The sequence below is a fragment of the Escherichia sp. E1130 genome, from assembly GCF_005781065.1.
Taxonomy (GTDB): domain Bacteria; phylum Pseudomonadota; class Gammaproteobacteria; order Enterobacterales; family Enterobacteriaceae; genus Escherichia.
The window spans coordinates 230,842-253,254 of record NZ_VATL01000009.1 but is presented as its reverse complement, the minus strand read 5'-3'; the positions used below and the strand labels follow the sequence as shown (position 1 = coordinate 253,254).

The following is a 22,413-nucleotide window of genomic DNA, read 5'->3' as shown; positions in this document are numbered from 1 at the left end:
CCGTAACATACAGTCCATACACCAACGATATCTTTATATGGTATGTAGCTGACGCCTTCCAGACCATCGTTACCACTTGGGCCAGTGATTAACACAGATGCTATAGCAATAGCCCCGCCACCAATAGCCGCAGCAACGGCTTTTCGTAATGATGGAGGCATTATTCACCTCTCGCAGCCTTTCTTCTGTCTTCTCTGATTTTGAAGTACAGATTTGTCAGATAGGTGAGAAAGCCCAACACAAGGCTTCCAAGCACTCCAATCGCAGCCCACTGTGATGGACTGACCTGATCCAACCACTGCAAAAACCAGTATCCCGCACTACCAGCGGATGTTCCGTAGGCAATGCCAGTTGAGATTTTGTCCATTGATTTCATAGCAACGCCTCCGCAAGTAACGGATTGCGTAGTTCTTATATTGGGAAGGGAGGAAAGAAGGCCGCAGCGTAACTATCACTGATGAGTTCAGGATAGCCAGTGGCTACGGCTCAGTTTGGGTTGTGCTGTTACTGGGCGGCGATGACGCCTGTACGCATTTGGTGATCCGGTTCTGCTTCCGGCATTCGCTTAATTCAGCACAACGGAAAGAGCACTCAATGCATTTAAACCAAGCCCCATAAAGGAGAATGCTCTTACCTGTTGCACAGATATAAAAAATCCCGAAACCGTTATGCAGGCTCTAACTATTACCTGCGAACTGTTTCGGGATTGCATTTTGCAGACCTCTCAGCCTGCGATGGTTGGAGTTCCAGACGATACGTCGAAGTGACCAACTAGGCGGAATCGGTAGTAAGCGCCGCCTCTTTTTATCTCACTACCACAACGAGCGAATTAACCCATCGTTGGGTCAAATTTACCCAACTTTATTCAAAAAGTCAATATCATGCCGTTAATATGTTGCTATCCGTGGCAATCATGCTGCTAACGTGTGACCGCATTCAAAATGTTGTCTGCGATTGACTCTTCTTTGTGGCATTGCACCACCAGAGCGTCATACAGCGGCTTAACAGTGCGTGACCAGGTGGGTTGAGTAAGGTTTGGGATTAGCATCGTTACAGCGCGATATGCGGCGCTTGCTGGCATTCTTGAATAGCCGACACCTTTGCATCTTCCGCACTCTTTCTCAACAACTCTCCCCCACTGCTCTGTTTTGGCTATATCAACCGCACGGCCTGTACCGTGGCAATCTCTGCATCTTGCGCCCGGCGTCGCGGCACTACGGCAATAATCCGCATAAGCGAATGTTGCGAGCACTTGCAGTACCTTTGCCTTAGTATTTCCTTCAAGCTTTGCCACACCACGGTATTTCCCCGATACCTTGTGTGCAAATTGCATCAGATAGTTGATAGCCTTTTGTTTGTCGTTCTGGCTGAGTTCATGCTTACCGCAGAATGCAGCCATTCCGAATCCGGCTTGTGATTGCGCCATCCCCATAGCAGCCATCACATCAGTACCGGAAAGAGAGTCAGAAGCCGTAGCCCGTGGTGAGTCGCTCATCATCGGGCTTTTTGGCGAATGAAATTTAGCTACGCTTTCGAGTCTCATGCGCCTTCTCCCTGTACCTGAATCAATGTGAGATTTCCGCAGAACACTGCCCCAGTATCGATATACATCTGGTTGGCAAATTTGAGTGGTTTCACTGCTGGCGTATGACCAAAGATAAACGTGTCCGCGCCTTTAATTTCTTTCACGATCCCGTCTTGTGAGTTGCTGATTCGTTCGCGGTTCCAGATTACCTGCTGATGATCAACTGGCTTTCCGAACTCGTATTCATCACAAGGATAATCGGCGTGGCAGATGACATATTTTTTATCTTTGCTCACCAGTTCGATGATTAACGGAAGTTCTTCTGCTTTATGGGCAAGAGCTTTAGCCAGAATTTCTTTGTCGTAATCGAGATTAAAGAACCAGCCACCGCCATTAAGCAGCCAGTGATTGACGTTTCCACGCTCTGATAAGCCATCAATCATCATGTGCTCATGGTTTCCACGTACAGCTCTGAACCAGGGGAATGTGATTAATTCCAGGCATTCAACGTTCTCTGCACCACGATCAACCAAATCGCCAACCGAGATAAGCAGGTCTTTTTTGGTGTCGAATCCAATCGTATCCAGTTTGTTCATCAGGTTCGTGTAGCATCCGTGCAGGTCGCCAGCTACCCAAATATTTCGGTATTTGCTGCCATCAATTCTTTCGTAGATATTCATGCTGCCTCACTTCTGCTGTTTCGCAGATTTTTAAGTTTCTGCTGATACTCCGCCTTGATGGCCCTGCACTCTTCGACAGTCCAGCGATGGCGGTTATGGTTTGATTCGATTTCGTCTACTGCTTCCTGCCCGATGCGATTAATCAGTTCGACGCGATACGGAACGAGATTTCCGCTTTTGTGCTGGTTGCACACCACGCATTGCTTGTGAATATTGCGTTCATCAAATCGGAGTTGAGGTGCCGCAGCAGTTGTCCGGTAATGTCCGGCATCCCACTGAGCAGACGTGAGCGTTCCGCACGAGATACATGGTAAGTCGCGGTCTCTTTCTCTGATGAAGGCGTTTACGGCTTGTTGGGCTTGTTTAATCCAGTAACTGCGGGGCTTTAAGGCGAGTTTTCGAATCTTAAGTTTATCTTTCTGTTTCTGCTCCTCTCGTCGTCGTTTCTTCTCTGCTGCTTTTTCCGCTTTTTCGCGTTCTTTGCTTCGTCGTTCGAGTGCTATCTTTGTTCCACACTCTGGAGAGCACCACCACTGATTAGCGAATGCAGGGTGAAACCATTTCCGACATTCATCGTTTTTACATCGTCTTCGCGCTGGTTTAGCCATCGTCTTCTTCCTCGTACATTGAGCTATTCGGATCGCTCATCAGTTCTGCGCAGCAGTGCTCACACACGTGAACTTCAAGCACATGCAGCTTCTGACCGCAGTTAGCGCACGTTAAAGCCCGCTCGACGCTTTCTTTCTGGTATTGAAGGGATTGGGATGGGCTAAGCATTATTGGATTCTCTGCATCATGAGAAAGACAATCATGGCGGCGCGGAGGGGATTTTCATGTATAGCTCGCTTAGATTTACAGTAGGCCACACCGCGTGCACCCCACTCGTCTTCATCGAGATTGATAATGCTAATCCTGTATTTTTCAATAATCGGCCATGCGTCTGCTGGGTTTACGCATGGGTTAAATGATCCGCGCTCAACTTCTACTTCAACTGCGTCTCCGTTTACAATGTCTCCCTCAAATGAGACAAACACCATATCGCCATTCTCACCTTCTTTGTAATCCGGTGATCCGTTATGAATGGATTCGAATACCGCCACGTTAATTTCAAAATCACTTAACTGTGAATAATCCATTGTCATTTCCTCGCGCGTTCTCTAAGCCACCGGATATCCCACAGGTGAGCCGTGTAATTGAAGGTTTTTACGTCAGATTCTTTTGGGATTGGCTTGCGTTTATTTCTGGAGCGTTTCGTTGGAAGGTATTTGCAGTTTTCGCAGATTATGTCGGTGATACTTCGTCGCTGTCTCGCCACACGTCCTCCTTTTCCTGCGGTAGTGGTAACACCCCTGTTGGTGTTCTTTCACACCGGAGACACCATCGATTCCAGTAAGGTTGATTTGGTCGGAAGCGGTTATCGTCTTTGCATTCACCGCACCGATAACATCGCATCATGCAGCTTCCCTCCCGAAGTCGAAATAAAGCTGCCCTCCAAATATTTCGCATGACTCAGAACAAGAGCCGGTATCGAATCTTTTAGCTCGTACCATGTCCTGATACAGGGCTTGATAATCATTTTCTGAATACATTTTCGCGATACCATCCAGCGACATTCTTCCTCGGTACATAATCTCCTTTGGTGTTTCCCGATGTCCGTCACGCACATGCGATCCCGTGATGACCTCATTAAAAACACGCTGCAATCCCTCCTCATCTTTGCAGGCAAGTCCGATTTTTTGCGTTGATTTTTTAATGCAGAATATGCAGTTACCGAGATGTTCCGGTATTTGCAAATCGAATGGTTGTTGCTTCCACCATGCGAGGATATCTTCCTTCTCAAAGTCTGACAGTTCAGCAAGATATCTGATTCCAGGCTTTGGCTTTAGCCGCTTCGGTTCATCAGCTCTGATTCCAATCCACGTGGTGTAATTCCCTCGCCCGAAATGGTCATCACAGTATTTGGTGAAGGGAACGAGTTTTAATCTGTCAGTGCAGAACGCGCCGCCGACGTATGGAGTGCCATATTTCTTTACCATATCGATAAATGGCTTCAGAACAGGCATTTTCGTCTGAATATCCTTTGGTTCCCATACCGTATAACCATTTGGCTGTCCAGGCTCTGGATTGATATCAACCTGCAATACGGTGAGCGGTATATCCCAGAACTTCACAACTTCCCTGACAAACCGATATGTCATTGGATGTTCACAACCTGTATCCATGAAAACGTAATGCACGTCTTCACCTGCCTGTCGCTTTTGCTCCATTAGCCAGAGCAAATATGCTGACGTCCTGCCACCGGAGAAACTAACGACATTTATCATGCAGCCCTGTCTCCCCATCTTGCTTTCCACTCCAGAGCCAGTCGCGCTTCGTCTGACCACTTAACGCCACGCTCTGTACCAAATGCCTGTATAAGCTCTAATAGCTCCGCAAATTCGCTTACACGCATCCTGCTGGTTGACTGGCCTATTACCACAAAGCCATTCCCGGCAAGGTTAGGAACAACGTCCTGCTGCTTTAATGCTGCTGTAAAAACGCACTTCCAGCTTTCTGTATCCAGCCAGCGACCATGCCATTCAACCTGACGCGAGACGTCACCAAGGCAAGCCCAAAGTTTCCGATTTTGGTCTAAGCTGCGGTTACGTTCCTGAATGGTTACTACGATTGGTTTGGTTGGGTCTGGAAGGATTTGCTGTACTGCGTGAATAGCGTTTTGCTGATGTGCTGGAGATCGAATTTCAAAGGTCAGTTTTTTCATGACTTCCCTCTCCCCCAAATAAAAAGGCCTGCGATTACCAGCAGGCCTGTTATTAGCTCAGTGATGTAGATGGTCATACGTCAGCCCCTTGTGCATATCGTCTGCCACGTGCAGCAGGTGCATTTGATGCTGTGCAAATCTGTCTGGCTTCATCCTGGTCACATGCAACAAAGTGTCCGTTGCAGAACCGCTGGTAAACCGTACCAAGTGAGCCAAAACGGTTTTTCGTCACGATGATTTCAGCAAATGGCGCGGCGCTACTGTTCTCGTCATATACTGCTTCCCGATAGAGCATGATGATTGAGTCTGCGTCCTGTTCAATGCTTCCTGAATCACGCAAATCTGCGTTTGTCGGGCGTTTGTTTGGTCGCTTCTCAACATCGCGCGAAAGCTGACTCAGGGAGATAACAGGCGTTTTCAGGTCTTTCGCCATCGCCTTAAGGCTTCCTGAGATGTGAGCAATTGCGAGGTCGTTGCGGTCTGCTTTCGGCTTCTCAATCAGGCCAAGATAATCCACCATGATTAGTGACAGGTTTGGATTTTCCTGTTTGTGCCGTTCTGCGATTGAGCGTATTTCTTCGACCGATAACCGCGAGGCATCGACCACCCATACATCCAAATCTGCAAGCTGACTCATGCCGTTAGCAACGCGCGCCCAGCCTTCGTCATCCATCGATGCAGGATTTCGCAGCACGCTAACCGACATCCTCCCGGCGTTGGCGATGCTTCGCTCTGCAATCTGCAATGCGCTCATTTCCATCGAGAAAATCAACACTCCGCGCCGGACGTCAGAACCAGGAATAACGCGGCTTGCAACGCCTTCGGCAATCTTCAGCGCCAGTTCGGTTTTCCCCATACCAGGACGAGCAGCGATTATCACCAGGTCTTCTGCGTTCATCCCTCCGGTGATGGCATCAAGTTCTTCGATTCCGGTCTTCAGGGTATCTGACTCTTCTCCGTTCCTCAGACGCCTGTCAAGCGTGTCAGTGTAGTCAGTGATGATTTCCCCTAACCGCACCGGTTTAACCTCGTCACGGGGCTTTCTGATGGCTGAAAGACGCTTTACAAGTTCATCCATCGCCTGACTCGATGCGTCGATGGTTCCGCTCTGAATTGGTTCACGCATTTCATCCATGATTTCCAGCACCAGACGGCGGTGATAGTTATCCGCGACCATTCCGGCATATCCCTTCAGGTTTGCGGCACTCGGGCAGTTTTTGCTGGTCATCAGGATTGACGTGAAATGCTCCTCTCCGCATTCCTCAGCAACCATCAGCGCGTCGATTAGGTTTCTGTTTCTCGCCTGCTTGCGGATAACCTCGAAGGCTTTCCGGTAGAGCGGAATTGAAAACGCTTCCGGCTCAAGCGTTGCCAGAACGTCACTGGCGGTTGGAGTTAATCCACCAATCAGCAGGCCACCGATAACGCTCGCTTCGATATCCTGTCTCATGCAATCCCCCTGTCTGCAAACTTCCCTTCCCGAACTCCCGTTAACGAGTCTTCCCTCAACAGGTAATCAAAATCAGCCGTCCAGCCCGTGTCGTTGTCTCCGAAGTAAAACGGCTTGGCCTGATGCACAAACGCCCTGACATACGCTCTGAAACCGTCTACGTTTGGCGTTTTCAGTTGTGGGATGATTTTCTTCAGGCGGCGTTTTCGTTTCTCGTTGACCGCAACAGCGTGTGGAAGTCTGTCACCGACTTCGGTGTTGTAGGCGTTCAGGAAGGATTCGTAGTCGATTCGTTCTGCCTTGCGACGTTCAGGTTTAACCTGCCCATCGCCGCCCCCGTTAGGGGGTAAGGGGGTATTTGTATTTATTGTCTTTTGTATATTGTCTTTTGTGTTTAGCTGACTTGGCTTATACCCATTAGCCGACTCGGCTAATGTTTTATTAGCTGTTTTAGCTAATGTTAAGCTGTCCTGGCTAATCCACTGAGAAACCACCTTGTTCACTCCTATTTTCACGCCATCAGCAATGAGGAATTTACGCTCAATAAGCTGGCGCTTGGCAGCGCAAACATGAGTGTGATGAATACCTGTCATGGCTGCTATCTGCGTATTTGTGAGTCGATCCATCGGCTTATTGAATCCGTATGTCTTGCGCATGATAGCGAGCATCACCTTCAACTGCCGGACGGTTAAATCAGCCATCAGCAGACTGTCGGTAATCTCGTTAGCAACGCGCATGAAACCATCTTCGGTATCTGCCACGCGATGCTCCACGACCTCCAGTTGAGGCCTGTAATCAGCTAACTTAACGACGCCCATGTTTCACTCCTGCTTTGGCTAGTCTGTAAACACCAACAAGGCGCTCTGCGAACGCCCTGTTATTTGCTGCGGCTACCACTAATCCCTCAGGTGAATCAGGGTGTCGAATCTCTTCTTTTTCCTGGTATTTCTTACGACGTTTTGTCATAATTACTCCTGTGGATTGATCCAGTAATTCCCTCAGAATTTCATATCAATTTGCTTAGAGTCCCCGGCGGCCACCGGGGATTTTTTCTTTGTGATTCCATCAAGCGCATACTTAAAAGCCCTGCTAATCGGACTGATGTCTGATGCCATTCCGAAAGCACACAAGACCGAAGCAATAAATCTCCAGTCCGTTCTGCTTATCTTCGATTCATGACAGCCAATCATCTTTGCCAGACCGCGCTGTGTAAGCGTTGACAGGTTGATGAGTAAATCTGTTTCTGCGCGATCAACGTCGCGCTGTGATAGTTTGCTGTAACTTGTTCGTTCCATTTCTTAAGATTTCCAATAGTGAATAGTTAGTTGAAAGGTATGCGTTGAAACGCATATGGCCTTAGTTGGTCAGATATCTTGGGACTCGCTTTTCAGCGACGTAGGACGAATGTCCGTTGTTACAAAGAGCGGGGTTACTTATGCTGTTGTTTTTTTGTTACTCGGGAAGGGTTTTACTTCTTCCGCATAAACGCTTCCATCAGCGTTTATAGTTAAAAAAATCTTTCGGCCTGCATGAATGGCCTTGTTGATCGCACTTTGATACACGCCAAGATCTTTAGCCGTCTTGGTTTGACCAAAGCGCATTGCATAATCTTTCAGGGTTATGCGTTGTTCCATACAACCTCCTTAGTACATACAGTCATTATCACCGCCAGAGGTAAAAGAGTCAACATCTGCGGTGTTAGATATTTATCCCCTGCGGTGATAGATTTAACGTATGAGCGCAAAAAAGAAACCGTTAACACGAGAGCAGCTTGAGGACGCACGTCGCCTTAAAGCCATTTATGAAAAAAAGAAAAATGAACTTGGCTTATCTCAGGAATCTGTTGCAGACAAGATGGGGATGGGGCAATCAGGTGTTGGTGCTTTATTTAATGGCATCAATGCATTAAATGCTTCTAACGCCGCATTGCTTGCAAAAATACTCAACGTTAGCGTTGAAGAGTTTAGCCCTTCAATCGCCAAAGAAATTTACGAGATGTATGAAGCGGTTAGTATGCAGCCGTCACTTAGAAGTGAGTATGAGTACCCTGTTTTTTCTCACGTTCAGGCCGGTATGTTCTCTCCAGAACTTAGAGCCTTTACCAAAGGAGATGCGGAGAGATGGGTAAGCACAACCAAAAAAGCCAGTGACTCTGCATTCTGGCTTGAGGTTGAAGGCAATTCTATGACGGCCCCGGCTGGTTCTAAACCCAGCTTCCCTGATGGGATGTTAATTTTGGTTGACCCTGAACAGGCTGTTGAACCAGGTGATTTCTGCATAGCTCGACTTGGCGGTGATGAATTTACATTCAAGAAATTGATAAAAGACAGTGGACAGATATTTTTACAACCATTGAACCCACAGTTTCCGATAATTCCATGCAATGAGAGCTGTGTCGTTGTGGGAAGGGTTATCGCCAGTCAATGGCCTGAAGAGACGTTTGGGTGACACGAAATAAACGTCCGACAAGCACAGCAGCCAATACCTAAAAAAAATATTTTGCCGAATATTCAGTTCGTTATAAAGGTTAAGCATTGAGTATACCAACTGTCTCTCTATGGAATGAGATGGGGTTAATCCCCCCAATAGACGAGGCTGATCCTACAAGCCATACTCGTTCCCCATACAAAATGGATATAGTACGCTTTGTTAGTACTTTTTCGCTTAGCCCTGCAAGGATTAAAATCCTTAAGGGTTTTCTTAATTTTCGTGTTTCACTCACTCAAGCAGGGCTGGTTGAAGGTTTTCAGTGGGTAGATGGAAGCTTCACAGAACATATTGAACTTATTGAAAAAAGGCCACCGAATGATGTCGATGTTGTGACCTTTTTTCAATTCAGTAATGGCGATAATGATGCAATCGTAATCGGTAGAAAGCCAGAGCTATTTGATCATGATTTTGTTAAGAAGGAGTTTTTCGTAGATTCCTACTTCCAAGAACTTAATCTACCAAGTCATGAGCTTGTTGAAATGACTGTATATTGGTACAGTATGTGGGCACATAGACGCGATCTGTCGTGGAAGGGATTTATCCAAATCCCGTTAAACCCACAACTTGATGTTGTGGCAATGACTATACTTAATTCGGCTGCTACTGAGGGGGTCAAACAATGAATCGTAATGATTATGTTTTCGCTCTCAGTGAGCGCGAGCAAATAAGTAATCTATTAAAAAATATGCCAACAAGTCATTCTATTAGCCGAAAAAGCTTAGAAGACCGTCTGGAGAAAGTTGAGCGATTAATTTCACAAGCTGACGTTCGAGAACATGAACCTACGCATGCTGTGTTAACTTTTAGAGGCCCAACAGTAGTTGGCACGCATGGCATTTCAGCAGTATTTGGAACAAAAGCTATATCTTGTTTTAATGATGCAATAGCTTACTTGGCAACCTCTTTCAATGGCCCACTTCCTGCATCAGGCAAGATACCAAACATAGAAAATAATCATCTCATGATTACCGCGTCAGCCCGTGGTTCTTTCGGATTCGTACTTGAAGAGTTTAGACCTGATGCTCCTCTTGAATTCGATGAAGAAACCCCAGTAGCAAAAGCTATTAATAAGGCCAGAAAAATATTTCAGGCAAGCTTGGATAATGATGATGAAGAATTGTCTGATGCTATAGAAAACTTAGACTCTCGGGCCTTAGATAAAATCAGAGCGTTCATTCATTATCTGCATGAAAATAAAACAGTTTTTACACTTAAAAGCCAAGGTTTTAGCATCGTTTTTAGAGAGCCAAAACAGCTTGAAGCTGTATATCAACATCTCAGCAATGATAATATTCAGCAGGAAAAAATTATTGAGAACGTTATATTTTTGGGAACTCTTCCTAACAAGCGCCAATGTGAATTTATAGTTTTAGGTAACACTGATATCAGAACCGCTAGCATTGACAAAGCTGTAGATGACCCAGATATTATAAACAAGCACTTAGGAAGCGTTGCAACAGCCACGTTCCTGAAAAAAACTGTTGGTAAGGGCAAACCCAGATACACTCTGGTTTCTCGACCTCAATGGGATATTAAATCTATCGATTAGAATGAGCCCCTTCAACCCGGCCTCCGCGCCGGGTTTTCTTTTACCATCACCCCGTCAAAAACACACCTAACGAATTGTATTTATTGAATAAATATAAATCACACTTATCACATTGCGCAATTCAGCTCCTACACATCCAGACTAGCTCTGCAAAACTTTAAAAAATAAATCAATAGTAAAAACATGCACATAACCATTTGCGGTAATATTTTATCTCTAGCGGTGTTGACGAAAATACCTCCAGCGGTGATACTAAACACATCAGCAGGACGCTGGAAGCCAAATGGAACAGACTGGCAGGCTCTTTAAACAACGTCGACTCTCGACTACGTGGCTGAAAAGCCAGATCACCCAACCACATAAGCTGTGGGATGCAATGCCGAAGCAACCGTCTCAGGAGGAGCTTCGAGATTGCATCGCCAAAGTTTATTCGGGAGGAATCTATGTCCAGAAAAACAGAATTTAAAGGCACCGCAGCTTCTCGCCGTAGAGCACGTCGCGCAAATCTGCAAAGTCAGGAGGCGATCAGCTCCGACAAGCTACACAGGCCAACCCCTTCACGAGTGGTCTTGCAATGCAAGCGCAAACCAGCAATGAGAGCAGAAGTTATAACTCTGACAACGTTGACCAGAAAATATGAAGGTTCAACTTGTCTTCCGAACGTAGCTCTTTACGCGGCAGGCTACCGGAAATCAAAACAACTGACAGCGAGGTAACCTGCACTGTTCGCCAGAAAATGAAATTAGGCAGCAAACCACTTATTTGAGGTGATATATGGAAGAAGAATTTGAAGAGTTCGAAGAGCATCCGCAGGATGTGATGGAACAATACCAGGACTACCCTTATGACTACGACTATTGATAAGAATCAATGGTGTGGACAATTCAAGCGATGCAATGGATGCAAGCTGCAATCGGAATGCATGGTTAAGCCTGAAGAAATGTTTCCTGTAATGGAAGATGGGAAATATGTCGATAAATGAGCAATACGAACGACGGCAATGATTGCCAGAGAACTTGGTAAACAGAACAACAAGGCTGCCTGATGGTGGCCTTTATTTTTGGCATAAACAACAGAATAAACACAGCACTGTGTATTCATTCCAACGAGTGAATACACGGAGCAATGTCGCTCGTAACTAAACAGGAGCCGACTTGTTCTGATTATTGGAAATCTTCTTTGCCCTCCAATGTGAGGGCGATTTTTTATCTATGAGGATATGAATAGATGTCAAACATCAAAAAATACATCATTGATTACGACTGGAAAGCATCAATAGAAATTGAAATCGACCATGACGTAATGACAGAGGAAAAACTTCACCAGATTAATAATTTCTGGTCAGACTCTGAATACCGACTCAATAAACACGGCGCTGTATTAAATGCTGTATTAATCATGCTGGCGCAACATGCTCTGCTTATAGCAATTTCGAAAGACTTAAATGCATATGGTGTTGTTTGTGAGTTCGACTGGGATGATGGAAATGGTCAGGAAGGATGGCCTCCAATGGATGGTAGTGAAGGAATAAGAATTACCGATATCGATACATCAGGAATATTTGATTCAGATGATATGACTATCAAAGCCGCCTGAGCGCGGCTTTACCGCATACCAACAATGCTTCACGAGAGGCATTTTCGTTATGCAATCAAATATAAGGAGTTACCCATGATGCACTTTCAGCTCGCGGGTAGCGGCGTCATGTCCGCTTTCTACCCGCACGAATCTGAATTATCACGCCGAGTTAAACAATTAATCAGAGCAGCAAAGAAACAACTGGAGGCGTTATGCGCAATGAAATAGCCATTAATCACCAGATGCTTCGTGCTGCACAGAACAAGGCAGTAATAGCCCGATTTATTGGTGATTCAAAAATGTGGCTTGAAGCAAATAAAGCGATGAAATCAGCTATCAACCTTCCGTGGTATCGCAGGAAATGAGTTTTACAGATAACTGGTCAGACGAAGAATTCATTCGTCAGATGAAAGAATTAATCGGTAACGAAGGAGATATTCATGTCACTTGCAACCACAGTGAAGGAGAGCAAGTTACAGAGACGCATGTACACGCAGAAAGCTCTCTGGTATCGCCATAATGGCGACCGCGAAGGAATGCGGGTATGCCTTAATTTGTCCCGAGTCGAAGTATTAAATCAGCGTTATTTCATTGGGCCATGTCCATTCTGAGGTGAATTATGGATTTGAATAAATTCGATGAGCCATTCAGCCCTGAAGATATCGAATGGCGAATACAGCAAAGCGGTAAAACACGCGATGGCAAAGTGTGGGCTATGGTGCTGGCTTATGTCACGAACCGGGCAATCATGAAACGCCTGGACGATGTTTGCGGCAAAGCAGGATGGCGCAATGAATACCGCGATATTCCCAACAACGGCGGAGTTGAATGCGGCATATCAATCAAGATTGATTCCGAATGGGTAACTAAATGGGATGCTGCTGAAAACACGCAGGTAGAAGCCGTCAAAGGTGGTCGTTCCGGTGCAATGAAGCGTGCTGCCGTTCAGTGGGGAATCGGTCGGTATCTGTATAACCTTGAGGAAGGTTTCGCACAAACATCTCTCGATAAAAAGCAGGGATGGCACAGGGCAAAACTGAAGGATGGAACAGGATTTTACTGGCTCCCTCCATCGCTGCCGGGATGGGCAATCCCAGCATCAGATAACAAACCATCACCAGAAAATACCAACCAGAAATCTCCATCGGTTGACTGCGAACAAATCCTGAAAGACTTCAGCGATTATGCGTCAACAGAAACTGACAAGAAAAAACTCATCGAGCGTTATCAGCGTGACTGGCAATTAATGGCTGGCAACGAGGAGGCGCAGGCTAAATGCGTTCAGGTAATGAACATCAGAGTTAACGAACTAAAACAGGCGGCATAAATGGCAAGCAGAGGCGTAAATAAGGTGATTATCCTTGGTCGGGTAGGACAAGACCCGGAAGTTCGATACTCACCATCAGGAACAGCGTTCGCTAACCTGACAATAGCCACGTCAGAACAATGGCGAGATAAAAATACTGGCGAGCAAAAGGAATTGACTGAATGGCATCGTGTTGCTGTATCCGGGAAACTGGCTGAGGTCGTGGGGCAGTATGTGAAAAAAGGTGATCAGATTTATTTCGAGGGAATGCTGAGAACCAGAAAGTGGAAAGACCAGTCAGGGCAAGACCGTTACACAACCGAGGTTCATGTCGGAATTAATGGCGTGATGCAAATGCTTGGCGGCATTGGCGACAGCAAACAACAAGCAGCCAGCAGGCAATCACAGAAGCCACAGCAGCAATCATCCCCAGCACAACACAACGAACCTCCGATGGATTTTGACGACGATATACCCTTTGCACCAGTAACTCTCCCCTTCCCTCGTCACGCTATTCACGCAATTTAATCAGGAGAAAACCATGCCAGCGCCTCTGTATGGTGCGGACGACGCGCGCCGCTGTTCCGGCAATTCCGTATTGGAGGTGCTGGATAAATTCAGAAAAAACTACGACCTGATAATGTCGCTACCGCAGGAAACGAAAGAGGAAAAGGAATTTCGCCATTGTATATGGCTTGCAGAGAAAGAAGAACGCGAGCGAATTTACCAGACATCAATCCGACCATTCCGCAAAGCCACATATACCCACTTCCCTGAAATTGACCCGCGCCTGCGTAATTACCGCTCACGCTATAGCGCTATCAGTAATGACTGAGGAATTTACCATGAGAGGACTTGCATACAATCCCGGCATTCTTCCGGCAGAAATGATTATTCGCCAACGCGTAAAGCCAATGCCATCGAGAGAGGAATTGCTTAAGCGAAATTCTTTTCCTTCAGTGAGTCAAAACAAATATCTGAATGCGATGTGGCGGAGTGGGAAGAAATGAAACAAATGTCACTAATTGAGATAGATGGATTTCTGAAAGGTAAATGCATCCCACGAGATTTAAAGGTTAACGAAACAAACGCTGAATATCTGGTGCGTAAGTTCGGTGAACTTGAAGCTAAATGCGCGGCGCTGGCGGAGGAGAATGCTGGGCTGAAAAACGCAATGGCCGTAACTCTTGAGCATGTGTCGGTCACGGACGCAGGACAGGCCGGAGTAGCTGCGATGATTATCAATGATGCCCTGCACCACAGCGAAACCCCAGCCACCGACGCTTTCTTGGCTGAAGTCCGGGCGCAGGGATTGGAGATGTTTGCACAGAAATGTAACTCAAAATCCGAACAGTCGCTTGCATCTGATATACGCGACAACTGGAAAAACTCTAACTCGGTGGCCAGTTTTGGTTGACCACTTCAACGTTGACCTGGCCGCCAGCGGCGTTGCCTACAAAGAGCGGATGAATATACCGGTAATTGCAGAACAGGTAGCCCGTGAGCAACCGGAGAACTTGCACACCTATTTCATGGAACGGCTACGATACTGGCCGGCGTTGAATTAATCCACATGATGCGCAAGGGGCAATATCAGCATCCTCAGGGTGATGGATTGTCACCCACAGAACAATTTTATCTGCTGACTTTCCACCGTTAACGCGACACAACCTTAATATGCCACAAAGGTTTTTGTTAACGAGCTGCATCTTTTTCTTTTCTGGGTGATGATTGTTTTATAATAAACAAATAACAACATTTATTCTTGTAAAAGTAATAATATCTCTTTGGTGATCGAATTTATTGATCGCATTTCAATTAAACAAATAAGGAGTTTTTTATGCCCAAAATTACCGGTGTTCTAGTGAGCCACCATGTGTTCGATATAAAAAAAGACATGGCTAATGGTTCATTCCCGAAAACATTATTTCCAGGCGCGACATTTCAGATGGTGGTTGACAATGATGTTGTCAATAATAATACGTTGGACTGGAGTGTTGTCACCAATGCGGGAGACAATTCGCTGACTGTAAATCAGGACGGCGTGGTGTCATTTTCAAATGATATTGATGAAAGTTGCATTGGTAAAACATTTGTTATTTTTGCGAAGGATAAAGCCACAGGGAAAAATGTGTCATCTTATTTAATTAAACCTTATCGCTTCTTTAAACCTCGTACCGCAACGTCGGACAGATTTTACGATGCATTGTTTTGGATTGAGGATAAAAAAGGGACTGTCCCGGCACGACGCGATATCAATAATGTCCCTTTCGATGAACTGACGGGAGAAATGTTTCATGATGTAAAACGTGAAGTGAATTCCGGGCTTTTTCAGGAATGGGGATTTTTACTGTTTAGTGGGTGGACTAATCCTGTACGTGGTGATATTGGTAGTCTCGAATCAGAAATTTTCACTTTAGAAAATGACAGTATATTTATATCGACAGTCAACTCCCTCCCATACTCCAGAGATCTCCATGATGATATGGACTCCCAGTCTGCACAGGCTGTAGCGTTTTACGGGGAATCTGTTGTTTCCTGATGTTTTAATGAGTTTTTAATAGTCTCCGTCTTTTTAATTTAAAGAGACGGAGATTATCGGCTCTGCAACGTGAAGCTCAGGAACAAAGGTTGTGTCGCGTTAACGGTGGAAAGTCAGCAAAAGTTGTATTGCTGGCTTTTCATGCAGCCAGCAGATAAATTGTTCCGCGGGTGACAGCCATTACCGCGAAGGCATATTGCAAGGGGCGTTGCTTGTGGTCGATTCCTCACTCACTCCAGTTGATGGTTCGCTGCTTGTATGTGCTTATCGCATAAAGAGATATCGGAAGCATCCGCGCCGCTATGATTGTCTTTCTCCTGATGCAGGAAAAGCAGAATGGCTAAATCAGCAGCAGAGCGCAAAGCCGATCAGAGGGCCAAGCAAGCATCATCCGGTATGCGTAAGCTGGAGCTTGTACTTGATGCTCAGGAAATTGAAATGCTGGAGCGTAACTGTGCCACGCGTCGCTTCAGGCGTGCGCCTTACGAGTTTGGTGAGTACATCGCGTTACTGAGCCGCCAAGATGATGCACTTGTGCGCTGGCGTATAAAATCGATCAGCATAAAACGTTGCGGTAAGTGCGGCGAGAGAGTTCCTGTTAATTCATGCCCGTGTAATGGTGACTCACAATGCTGGGTGACCAAAGGCTGATTCGAATTTAAGAACTGAAAGAACACCAAGCCGCCTGATGGCGGTTTTTTATTGGAGACAAGAAATGTCAGATTTGGCTATGAAGATTTTGAAATGGCAAACGACTGGCGATGTCGGCATCAGTAGCGCAACTCTTGCCTCAATCGCATGTGGACTGAAAAAGAATATCTATGGTCATCACTTCGGTGCTCCACATGACGCAGCCGATTTCCGACGATGCGTTGCACTTGTTGAGCAGATTCCAGAAATCAGAGATTCATTCGACAAGGTTGCAAAGCGCGTTCCGGCATTCAAAGGCATCCTCAACGAATGGGATTCTCTCGTTGCTCTGTTGAAGTCTGAAATGAAGATACACGGAAACAAAGCACCAGAGACTTACAGAAGAATCAGAGAACTACGCAAGGACTAACTATGGAATCATACAGCCTCACACTCGATGAGGCCTGACAGTTTCTCAAGATCGCCAGATCTACCGCAACCGACAATAACCGCCACTGAACGGTTTATTTCTTTATGGAGAAGCCATACAAATGACAATCAATATTCAGCCGATTCTAATAAACCGCGAGCGTGTTCAGGAGATGCTTGGTGGTATCTCCAGAACTACTTTTTACCGGAAGCGTAAACAGTGGGAGCAATCAGGGACACCATTCCCTCGGGAAGTGGAAGAAATCCACCCACCGAAAGGCGGCGCCCTCTTTCGCTACAAGGAAGTTATTCAGTTTTGCAAAGATAAAGGATTGATTTCCGAACACTCTTGAATTTTCTTAGCCCATAATTCTGCTGCGTCCTGCTGCTCGGGGATGTAGTCATACTGGTCATAAACAGCCAGCATCCCCGTGAGCTTATGCCCGAGAATTTTCTCCGAAACATGAGGTGCTACTCCAAGTTCAGCCATTTTTGTTTTGCACGTTCTGCGCAGATCGTGCAATGACCAGTGCTCGCCCCCCATAACATCTTCTACCTGTTCTGCAATAGAAATTAGGGTGCTGGCAGACATTGGGCGATTTTCCTGTAACTTAGCCGGAGGAAATACGATTGACAGATCAGGGTATAGATCAAATACCTGCTGCAAATAATCTGCTGCGAGTTTTGAAATACCGCGAACAAATCGCTTACGCGTTTTTGAGTTCTCTTTCGGTATAGTCCATTCTCTAGACTTCAGATCAAAATCAGTCTTCTTAGCCAACCGCAATTCAACACCACGACAACCAGTTAACGCAACAATTCGAATAAACATTTTGTTTTGCCACGACATTTTCGTTTTGTCGATGGCATTCCAGAATGCGCCTATCTCAACATCGTTAAGAAAACGTTCGCCATTATTAGGTCTACTGCCGATATCATTAATCTCAAGAAGCATCAGTGCATTTGATGTTATGCGTTTTCTGCGTAACGCATAGCGGATCACTTGCTTCATCTTCACCAGTACATTTCCCGCCTGTACGGGTGACCCACCTTTTGTTATGCGAATGAATATTTGCTCCCACTCTACAGGACTCATTTCATCTGCAATCAGCTTACCGTAATTGTCGGTGATGTGAAGTTTCAGCATCCGCTTCCAGTATTCGTACTTCACCATCTCTTTTACTGAAGGAGTATCAAACCACTCGTCAACTAGGGTACTGATGCTTGGGGAACTTGATGCAATATCTTTGGCTTTCTTCCTTTGCATGGCTGGGTCTTTACCCTTCTCCAACCACCCTTTACACTCCTCCAATGCATCGCGAGCTTCCTTAAGCGACATCTTCCCGTACGTTCCGAGCTTTAACCTGGCGGGTTTTCCATTGAAACGATAGCGGTATTGAAAGGTGATAAGTCCCTTCGGGCTGATCCTGACAGAAAGTCCGCCTCCGTCAGCTATCTCCTCAGGTCCCTCATATGCTTTTCCGGATATACGTCGCAGCTTTGTATCGTTGAGTGCCATCCTAATACCTGTTCGTCATCGTCAAAATTGGTACACAATTTGGTACACAAATTTTACGACACGAGAACGATTGAGATGAACTAATTTGAAACAGATAAATCCAGAAAATCAAGGTGTGGCGCGGGATGTATGAAACAGGCAGAAACAAGAGTGAATGCAATGAAATCTCTGATGTTACTTACACGAAAGATCACATACAAAGATTCATATGAAATTTATCAAAAAGGTTTGGGCTGATTCCCGCTTCACTCTGCGAAATATGTCACAGCATGCTGATTGGCGATGCCAGACCTACACCCACTTTCTGATAATACCGCTTGGCAGTTTACACGGTAATTGTTATCGGGCAAAGCGACAATCATCATGTTTGATATGATATAAATCAATACAGGCAACACCTGACCCTTTTGTTACACTCGATTATTGAAGACTGGAAATCCCCTGGAAAAACGCATGCCGACAAAACGTTTCAACAAAAAACACTGGAAGATGGTGGTCGTCCTGCTGTCTATTTGCGGCGCGATGCTGTTGCTGCGCTGGGCAGCGATGATTTGGGGCTGAACGGTGAGGCGCTATCAACAAACAATGCAGCCAGACCGCAGAACACGGCCCGGCACATTATTACATCCTGTAGCCCAGCGATAACGTGGTGCGGCGATCGGTATGTTCCGGCGCAGACTCAGGCGGTTCAGAGTTCCATGTAACGTTGTAGGCCACCTTCAGACCGAAATGTTCATTGATGGCAACATTTAATGCACTTTCCGAGTTCAGCGTAGTGTCTTCAGCACCAAAAACCGATACACCCTGGGTAAATTTAGCGTTGTCGGTCAACTGCCACGCATAAGCTCCGGAGGCATACCCCAGCGGCTGCGTTTCACTGGCATTATCGGTATATTTGTCGTAACGCACGCCAGGACCGAATTCAAAGCGGAAGCTGTGTACCGGGCCATTTAAAAACTGGCGACCATAACCCGCAGTCAATACATCTCGTTCCCGATAGCCGTTATAACGGTCTGTCAGCCAACTTGCCTGACCAAACAGATAATCATAATCAGTTAAATTAAAACGGCTACGACCACCTACTGCATATTTTTCCGAAGAACGCTCATCATTAGAAGAAGTATTGCTGGCATTTCCCCACAGCGACCAAGCAGTCGTCTGCCCATACCAGGTCATAGTGGTATCAGCCGTCAGAGAGGAACTTTTCGTGTTGCCTGATTGTGCAAGGTAACCTGCGTTCAGATTACCTTCGAAAGGTTTTTTTGCGCTGGCAGGATCGTCCATGACAGTAAAAACGGAATCATCGGCAGTTGCAGTCAGAGACGCAAACATACCCCCCGCCAACATAACGATGGCAGGAACTGTCTTCAAAAGCTTCATTTATTAAAAGTCCGTACAACAAAAAAAAAGACCATCGCGGTCCCGGAAACTTTCTTAAGGATCAAAGAGTAGCGTCCCTGGAAAGGTGACAAATTATAAAAAGGAGTGAAAAACTTAGCAATGACTTCTTATTTCATTTTTTGAATAAGCGCGTTGCGAAAACAGATATTTATTTATATATCTTTACCTTATTAATTTTATATAAATATCTAATAAATCATATTGTTAATTCCTTCACTTTCCACTGATTCAGTGCCAGACTGAAATCAGCCTATAGGAGGAAATGATGGTACGTATCTATACGTTGACACTTGCGCCCTCTCTCGATAGCGCAACAATTACCCCGCAAATTTACCCCGAAGGAAAACTGCGCTGTACTGCCCCCGTGTTTGAACCAGGTGGTGGCGGTATTAATGTCGCTCGCGCTATTGTTCATCTGGGCGGGAGCGCGACGGCTATATTCCCGGCCGGCGGCGCGACCGGCGAACATCTCGTCGCTCTGCTGGCCGATGAAAATGTCCCTGTTGCCACTGTCGAAGCGAAGGACTGGACCCGCCAGAATCTGCATGTACATGTGGAATCCAGCGGTGAGCAGTATCGCTTTGTCATGCCCGGCGCAGCTTTAAGCGAAGATGAATTTCGTCAACTTGAAGAACAAGTTCTGGAAATCGAGTCAGGGGCTATTCTGGTTATTAGTGGAAGCCTGCCACCAGGCGTGAAACTGGAAAAGTTAACGCAGCTTATTTCTGCTGCGCAAAAACAAGGAATACGCTGCATCGTCGACAGTTCCGGCGAAGCCTTAAGCGCAGCACTGGCGATTGGCAATATCGAGTTAGTTAAACCTAACCAAAAAGAACTCAGCGCACTGGTAGGTCGCGAACTCACTCAACCCGATGATGTGCGTAAAGCCGCGCAGGAAATTGTTAATAGTGGTAAGGCCAAACGGGTCGTCGTTTCCCTTGGTCCACAAGGAGCGTTGGGGGTAGATAGCGAAAACTGCATTCAGGTTGTGCCACCGCCGCTAAAAAGCCAAAGTACCGTCGGTGCTGGCGACAGTATGGTTGGGGCTATGACGCTGAAGCTGGCAGAAAATGCCTCGCTTGATGAAATGGTTCGTTTTGGCGTGGCTGCCGGTAGTGCCGCAACACTCAATCAAGGAACACGCCTGTGCTCCCATGAAGATACACAAAAAATTTACGCTTACCTTTCCCGCTAATCGAGACATTCCCCCCTCGGTTGGGGGAATCACCACAAACCTGTCAGCAATGCGTTTCTGCGACTATGCTAAAAAATCACGTGATAACAAAGAGGTGAATTATGGCTGGTGGCGATCTTGTCCGTTATGTCATTACCGTCATGTTGCATGAAGATACATTAACTGAAATTAATGAGTTAAATAACTTTCTGACACGCGATGGCTTTTCACTGACCATGACAGACGATGATGGGAATATCCATGAACTCGGGACGAATACCTTTGGACTTATCAGTACGCAAAACGAAGATGAGATAAGAGAACTCGTTGCCGGACTCGCCCAGAGTGCTACAGGCAAAGACCCCGAGATAAGGATCACAACCTGGGAGGAATGGAATAGCAACAAATAAAGATTTTTGGGCAATAATCAGTCTGTGGTGTGCGTTAGCTCGTGTTTTTACACCTTATTCTTGCGCTAACCTTATGATCTGGCAGACAGCATGGGAGAGACATCATGTGGCAGGTAATCAGTCGTCTTTTGAGCGAGCAGTTAGGTGAAGGCGAAATCGAACTGCGTAATGAACTGCCTGGCGGGGAAGTCCATGCCGCATGGCATTTGCGCTATGCAGGACGTGACTTTTTCGTCAAATGTGATGAAAGAGAATTGCTTCCCGGTTTTACCGCCGAAGCCGACCAACTGGAGTTATTGTCTCGCAGTAAAACCGTCACCGTACCCCGGGTGTGGGCAGTTGGCGCTGACCGTGACTACAGTTTTCTAGTGATGGATTATCTCCCTCCTCGGCCGTTGGATGCACATAACGCCTTTATTTTAGGGCAGCAAATTGCGCATCTACATCAATGGAGCGACCAGCCACAATTTGGCCTCGATTTCGATAACGCCCTTTCTACTACCCCTCAACCCAATACCTGGCAACGCCGTTGGTCAACGTTTTTTGCTGAACAACGGATTGGCTGGCAACTGGAGCTGGCAGCAGAAAAAGGGATCGCCTTCGGCAATATCGACGCCATCGTCGAGCATATCCAGCAGCGCCTGGCCTCACATCAGCCGCAACCATCACTGTTACACGGCGATCTATGGTCAGGGAATTGTGCGCTAGGTCCGAATGGTCCGTATATTTTCGACCCTGCTTGTTACTGGGGCGACAGAGAGTGCGATCTGGCGATGTTGCCACTACATACCGAACAGCCTCCGCAAATCTATGATGGTTATCAATCAGTGTCACCGCTACCGACCGATTTCCTCGAACGCCAACCGATTTACCAGCTTTACACTTTGCTAAACCGTGCAAGGTTGTTTGGTGGTCAACATCTGGTTATTGCTCAACAATCATTGGATAGATTGTTAGCCGCGTGACGGG

Annotated in this window: 40 protein-coding genes and 1 pseudogene; 23 read left to right on the top strand and 18 right to left on the bottom strand. The window is 46.3% G+C overall.

The genetic code is table 11. The features are described 5' to 3' along the window. The 16 genes and pseudogenes from rrrD to FEK66_RS10485 all read right to left on the bottom strand — a co-directional run. Positions 1-161: pseudogene (gene rrrD / locus FEK66_RS10560) on the bottom strand (lysozyme RrrD); the annotation flags it as partial. Further along, the gene (locus FEK66_RS10555; protein WP_000839574.1) at positions 161-376 is read right to left on the bottom strand and encodes a class II holin family protein; all 216 of its coding nucleotides are present in this window, start codon (positions 374-376) and stop codon (positions 161-163) included. The pseudogene rrrD and the gene FEK66_RS10555, both read right to left, overlap by 1 nt. A gap of 543 nt (positions 377-919) precedes the next feature. Continuing rightward, positions 920-1,543 carry an antitermination protein gene (locus tag FEK66_RS10545; RefSeq protein ID WP_001235461.1) on the bottom strand — a complete coding sequence of 208 codons (624 nt, stop codon included), beginning with the start codon at positions 1,541-1,543 and terminating at the stop codon, positions 920-922. Then, positions 1,540-2,205: a serine/threonine protein phosphatase gene (locus FEK66_RS10540; protein WP_135493987.1), complete on the bottom strand. Its 666-nt coding sequence runs from the start codon at positions 2,203-2,205 to the stop codon at positions 1,540-1,542. Before FEK66_RS10540 ends, FEK66_RS10545 begins: the two co-directional genes overlap by 4 nt. After that, positions 2,202-2,813 (bottom strand): recombination protein NinG, encoded by a 612-nt coding sequence (locus FEK66_RS10535; RefSeq protein WP_105289088.1) that lies wholly within the window; start codon positions 2,811-2,813, stop codon positions 2,202-2,204. Before FEK66_RS10535 ends, FEK66_RS10540 begins: the two co-directional genes overlap by 4 nt. Beyond that, positions 2,806-2,982 carry a protein NinF gene (locus FEK66_RS10530; RefSeq protein ID WP_000950963.1) on the bottom strand — a complete coding sequence of 59 codons (177 nt, stop codon included), beginning with the start codon at positions 2,980-2,982 and terminating at the stop codon, positions 2,806-2,808. Before FEK66_RS10530 ends, FEK66_RS10535 begins: the two co-directional genes overlap by 8 nt. Next, positions 2,982-3,341, bottom strand: coding sequence for a phage protein NinX family protein (locus tag FEK66_RS10525; RefSeq protein ID WP_087530461.1), 360 nt, complete (start codon positions 3,339-3,341; stop codon positions 2,982-2,984). The genes FEK66_RS10530 and FEK66_RS10525 overlap by 1 nt, the downstream gene beginning before the upstream one ends. A gap of 2 nt (positions 3,342-3,343) precedes the next feature. Continuing rightward, positions 3,344-3,520 carry a NinE family protein gene (locus tag FEK66_RS10520; RefSeq protein ID WP_000113770.1) on the bottom strand — a complete coding sequence of 59 codons (177 nt, stop codon included), beginning with the start codon at positions 3,518-3,520 and terminating at the stop codon, positions 3,344-3,346. Next, entirely contained in the window at positions 3,487-3,657 is a 171-nt protein-coding gene (gene ninD / locus FEK66_RS10515) for a protein NinD (RefSeq protein WP_240782909.1), read from the bottom strand. Before ninD ends, FEK66_RS10520 begins: the two co-directional genes overlap by 34 nt. Next, on the bottom strand, positions 3,657-4,529 hold the full coding sequence (locus FEK66_RS10510) for a phosphoadenosine phosphosulfate reductase family protein (RefSeq protein WP_123057953.1): 873 nt from the start codon (positions 4,527-4,529) through the stop codon (positions 3,657-3,659). Before FEK66_RS10510 ends, ninD begins: the two co-directional genes overlap by 1 nt. Next, entirely contained in the window at positions 4,526-4,966 is a 441-nt protein-coding gene (locus tag FEK66_RS10505; protein ID WP_135493992.1) for a recombination protein NinB, read from the bottom strand. Before FEK66_RS10505 ends, FEK66_RS10510 begins: the two co-directional genes overlap by 4 nt. A 73-nt stretch (positions 4,967-5,039) precedes the next feature. Then, positions 5,040-6,416, bottom strand: a complete 1,377-nt coding sequence (locus FEK66_RS10500) for a replicative DNA helicase (protein ID WP_135493994.1) — start codon at positions 6,414-6,416, stop codon at positions 5,040-5,042. Then, a complete protein-coding gene (locus FEK66_RS10495; protein ID WP_000539350.1) occupies positions 6,413-7,234 on the bottom strand; it encodes a replication protein in 822 nt (273 codons plus the stop codon). Before FEK66_RS10495 ends, FEK66_RS10500 begins: the two co-directional genes overlap by 4 nt. Then, complete coding sequence (locus FEK66_RS25685) at positions 7,221-7,382, bottom strand: hypothetical protein (protein WP_000166961.1); 162 nt, start codon at positions 7,380-7,382, stop codon at positions 7,221-7,223. The genes FEK66_RS10495 and FEK66_RS25685 overlap by 14 nt, the downstream gene beginning before the upstream one ends. A 32-nt stretch (positions 7,383-7,414) precedes the next feature. Continuing rightward, the gene (locus FEK66_RS10490) at positions 7,415-7,711 is read right to left on the bottom strand and encodes a CII family transcriptional regulator (RefSeq protein WP_135493996.1); all 297 of its coding nucleotides are present in this window, start codon (positions 7,709-7,711) and stop codon (positions 7,415-7,417) included. Between the two features lie 138 nt (positions 7,712-7,849). Continuing rightward, positions 7,850-8,050 carry a Cro/CI family transcriptional regulator gene (locus tag FEK66_RS10485; RefSeq protein ID WP_000437875.1) on the bottom strand — a complete coding sequence of 67 codons (201 nt, stop codon included), beginning with the start codon at positions 8,048-8,050 and terminating at the stop codon, positions 7,850-7,852. A 100-nt stretch (positions 8,051-8,150) separates the two neighbouring features. Here FEK66_RS10485 and FEK66_RS10480 point away from each other — a divergent pair, with 100 nt between their 5' ends. From FEK66_RS10480 to FEK66_RS10385, 19 genes are all read left to right on the top strand, one after another. After that, positions 8,151-8,864 (top strand): LexA family transcriptional regulator, encoded by a 714-nt coding sequence (locus FEK66_RS10480; RefSeq protein WP_135493998.1) that lies wholly within the window; start codon positions 8,151-8,153, stop codon positions 8,862-8,864. Positions 8,865-8,983: 119 nt separating this feature from the next. Next, positions 8,984-9,529 carry a hypothetical protein gene (locus FEK66_RS10475; RefSeq protein ID WP_135494000.1) on the top strand — a complete coding sequence of 182 codons (546 nt, stop codon included), beginning with the start codon at positions 8,984-8,986 and terminating at the stop codon, positions 9,527-9,529. Beyond that, complete coding sequence (locus FEK66_RS10470; protein WP_001081279.1) at positions 9,526-10,455, top strand: hypothetical protein; 930 nt, start codon at positions 9,526-9,528, stop codon at positions 10,453-10,455. The genes FEK66_RS10475 and FEK66_RS10470 overlap by 4 nt, the downstream gene beginning before the upstream one ends. Positions 10,456-10,738: 283 nt before the next feature. After that, a complete protein-coding gene (locus tag FEK66_RS10465; RefSeq protein ID WP_000438343.1) occupies positions 10,739-10,921 on the top strand; it encodes a hypothetical protein in 183 nt (60 codons plus the stop codon). Beyond that, a complete protein-coding gene (locus tag FEK66_RS10460) occupies positions 10,899-11,171 on the top strand; it encodes a hypothetical protein (RefSeq protein ID WP_000088203.1) in 273 nt (90 codons plus the stop codon). The genes FEK66_RS10465 and FEK66_RS10460 overlap by 23 nt, the downstream gene beginning before the upstream one ends. A gap of 128 nt (positions 11,172-11,299) precedes the next feature. Further along, positions 11,300-11,437, top strand: a complete 138-nt coding sequence (locus FEK66_RS10455) for an antirestriction Ral family protein (protein ID WP_119120960.1) — start codon at positions 11,300-11,302, stop codon at positions 11,435-11,437. A gap of 245 nt (positions 11,438-11,682) precedes the next feature. After that, positions 11,683-12,051 (top strand): DUF2528 family protein, encoded by a 369-nt coding sequence (locus FEK66_RS10450; RefSeq protein ID WP_000065355.1) that lies wholly within the window; start codon positions 11,683-11,685, stop codon positions 12,049-12,051. 75 nt (positions 12,052-12,126) lie between these two features. Next, positions 12,127-12,261: a hypothetical protein gene (locus FEK66_RS26205; protein ID WP_000972063.1), complete on the top strand. Its 135-nt coding sequence runs from the start codon at positions 12,127-12,129 to the stop codon at positions 12,259-12,261. After that, on the top strand, positions 12,246-12,398 hold the full coding sequence (gene kil / locus FEK66_RS10440; RefSeq protein ID WP_001243355.1) for a host cell division inhibitory peptide Kil: 153 nt from the start codon (positions 12,246-12,248) through the stop codon (positions 12,396-12,398). Before FEK66_RS26205 ends, kil begins: the two co-directional genes overlap by 16 nt. Positions 12,399-12,652: 254 nt before the next feature. Continuing rightward, the gene (locus tag FEK66_RS10435; RefSeq protein WP_000365280.1) at positions 12,653-13,360 is read left to right on the top strand and encodes a Rad52/Rad22 family DNA repair protein; all 708 of its coding nucleotides are present in this window, start codon (positions 12,653-12,655) and stop codon (positions 13,358-13,360) included. Further along, positions 13,361-13,867, top strand: a complete 507-nt coding sequence (gene ssb, locus FEK66_RS10430) for a single-stranded DNA-binding protein (protein ID WP_000168274.1) — start codon at positions 13,361-13,363, stop codon at positions 13,865-13,867. 13 nt (positions 13,868-13,880) lie between these two features. Beyond that, positions 13,881-14,174 carry a phage anti-RecBCD protein gene (locus tag FEK66_RS10425; protein WP_135494004.1) on the top strand — a complete coding sequence of 98 codons (294 nt, stop codon included), beginning with the start codon at positions 13,881-13,883 and terminating at the stop codon, positions 14,172-14,174. A 10-nt stretch (positions 14,175-14,184) separates the two neighbouring features. Beyond that, positions 14,185-14,349: a DUF2737 family protein gene (locus FEK66_RS10420; protein WP_130236314.1), complete on the top strand. Its 165-nt coding sequence runs from the start codon at positions 14,185-14,187 to the stop codon at positions 14,347-14,349. Next, the gene (locus FEK66_RS10415; RefSeq protein WP_130236315.1) at positions 14,346-14,756 is read left to right on the top strand and encodes a hypothetical protein; all 411 of its coding nucleotides are present in this window, start codon (positions 14,346-14,348) and stop codon (positions 14,754-14,756) included. The genes FEK66_RS10420 and FEK66_RS10415 overlap by 4 nt, the downstream gene beginning before the upstream one ends. Then, complete coding sequence (locus tag FEK66_RS10410; protein WP_105269881.1) at positions 14,749-14,907, top strand: DNA polymerase III subunit theta; 159 nt, start codon at positions 14,749-14,751, stop codon at positions 14,905-14,907. Before FEK66_RS10415 ends, FEK66_RS10410 begins: the two co-directional genes overlap by 8 nt. A 272-nt stretch (positions 14,908-15,179) precedes the next feature. Then, the gene (locus FEK66_RS10405) at positions 15,180-15,881 is read left to right on the top strand and encodes a hypothetical protein (protein WP_130210873.1); all 702 of its coding nucleotides are present in this window, start codon (positions 15,180-15,182) and stop codon (positions 15,879-15,881) included. A 336-nt stretch (positions 15,882-16,217) separates the two neighbouring features. After that, positions 16,218-16,532, top strand: coding sequence for a hypothetical protein (locus FEK66_RS10395; RefSeq protein ID WP_130210875.1), 315 nt, complete (start codon positions 16,218-16,220; stop codon positions 16,530-16,532). 64 nt (positions 16,533-16,596) lie between these two features. Further along, positions 16,597-16,941, top strand: a complete 345-nt coding sequence (locus FEK66_RS10390) for a hypothetical protein (protein ID WP_001608296.1) — start codon at positions 16,597-16,599, stop codon at positions 16,939-16,941. Positions 16,942-17,062: 121 nt separating this feature from the next. Next, entirely contained in the window at positions 17,063-17,293 is a 231-nt protein-coding gene (locus FEK66_RS10385) for a hypothetical protein (RefSeq protein WP_001354056.1), read from the top strand. Here FEK66_RS10385 and FEK66_RS10380 read toward each other — a convergent pair. Next, positions 17,251-18,459 (bottom strand): site-specific integrase, encoded by a 1,209-nt coding sequence (locus FEK66_RS10380; protein ID WP_001196928.1) that lies wholly within the window; start codon positions 18,457-18,459, stop codon positions 17,251-17,253. The genes FEK66_RS10385 and FEK66_RS10380 overlap by 43 nt on opposite strands. Positions 18,460-18,912: 453 nt before the next feature. On the opposite strand from FEK66_RS10380, the gene yniD reads away from it, so the two are divergent. Continuing rightward, positions 18,913-19,020: a small membrane protein YniD gene (yniD, locus tag FEK66_RS10375; RefSeq protein WP_064529152.1), complete on the top strand. Its 108-nt coding sequence runs from the start codon at positions 18,913-18,915 to the stop codon at positions 19,018-19,020. A 60-nt stretch (positions 19,021-19,080) separates the two neighbouring features. On the opposite strand, the gene FEK66_RS10370 is transcribed toward yniD, so the two are convergent. Next, the gene (locus tag FEK66_RS10370) at positions 19,081-19,839 is read right to left on the bottom strand and encodes a YdiY family protein (protein ID WP_130208288.1); all 759 of its coding nucleotides are present in this window, start codon (positions 19,837-19,839) and stop codon (positions 19,081-19,083) included. Between the two features lie 286 nt (positions 19,840-20,125). Between FEK66_RS10370 and pfkB the strand changes: the two genes are divergently transcribed. From pfkB to FEK66_RS10355, 3 genes are all read left to right on the top strand, one after another. Next, positions 20,126-21,055, top strand: coding sequence for a 6-phosphofructokinase II (gene pfkB / locus FEK66_RS10365; RefSeq protein ID WP_135494151.1), 930 nt, complete (start codon positions 20,126-20,128; stop codon positions 21,053-21,055). A 101-nt stretch (positions 21,056-21,156) separates the two neighbouring features. Further along, complete coding sequence (gene ghoS, locus FEK66_RS10360) at positions 21,157-21,444, top strand: type V toxin-antitoxin system endoribonuclease antitoxin GhoS (protein WP_130218889.1); 288 nt, start codon at positions 21,157-21,159, stop codon at positions 21,442-21,444. 104 nt (positions 21,445-21,548) lie between these two features. Beyond that, a complete protein-coding gene (locus FEK66_RS10355) occupies positions 21,549-22,409 on the top strand; it encodes a fructosamine kinase family protein (protein WP_130208292.1) in 861 nt (286 codons plus the stop codon). Positions 22,410-22,413 lie beyond the last annotated feature (4 nt).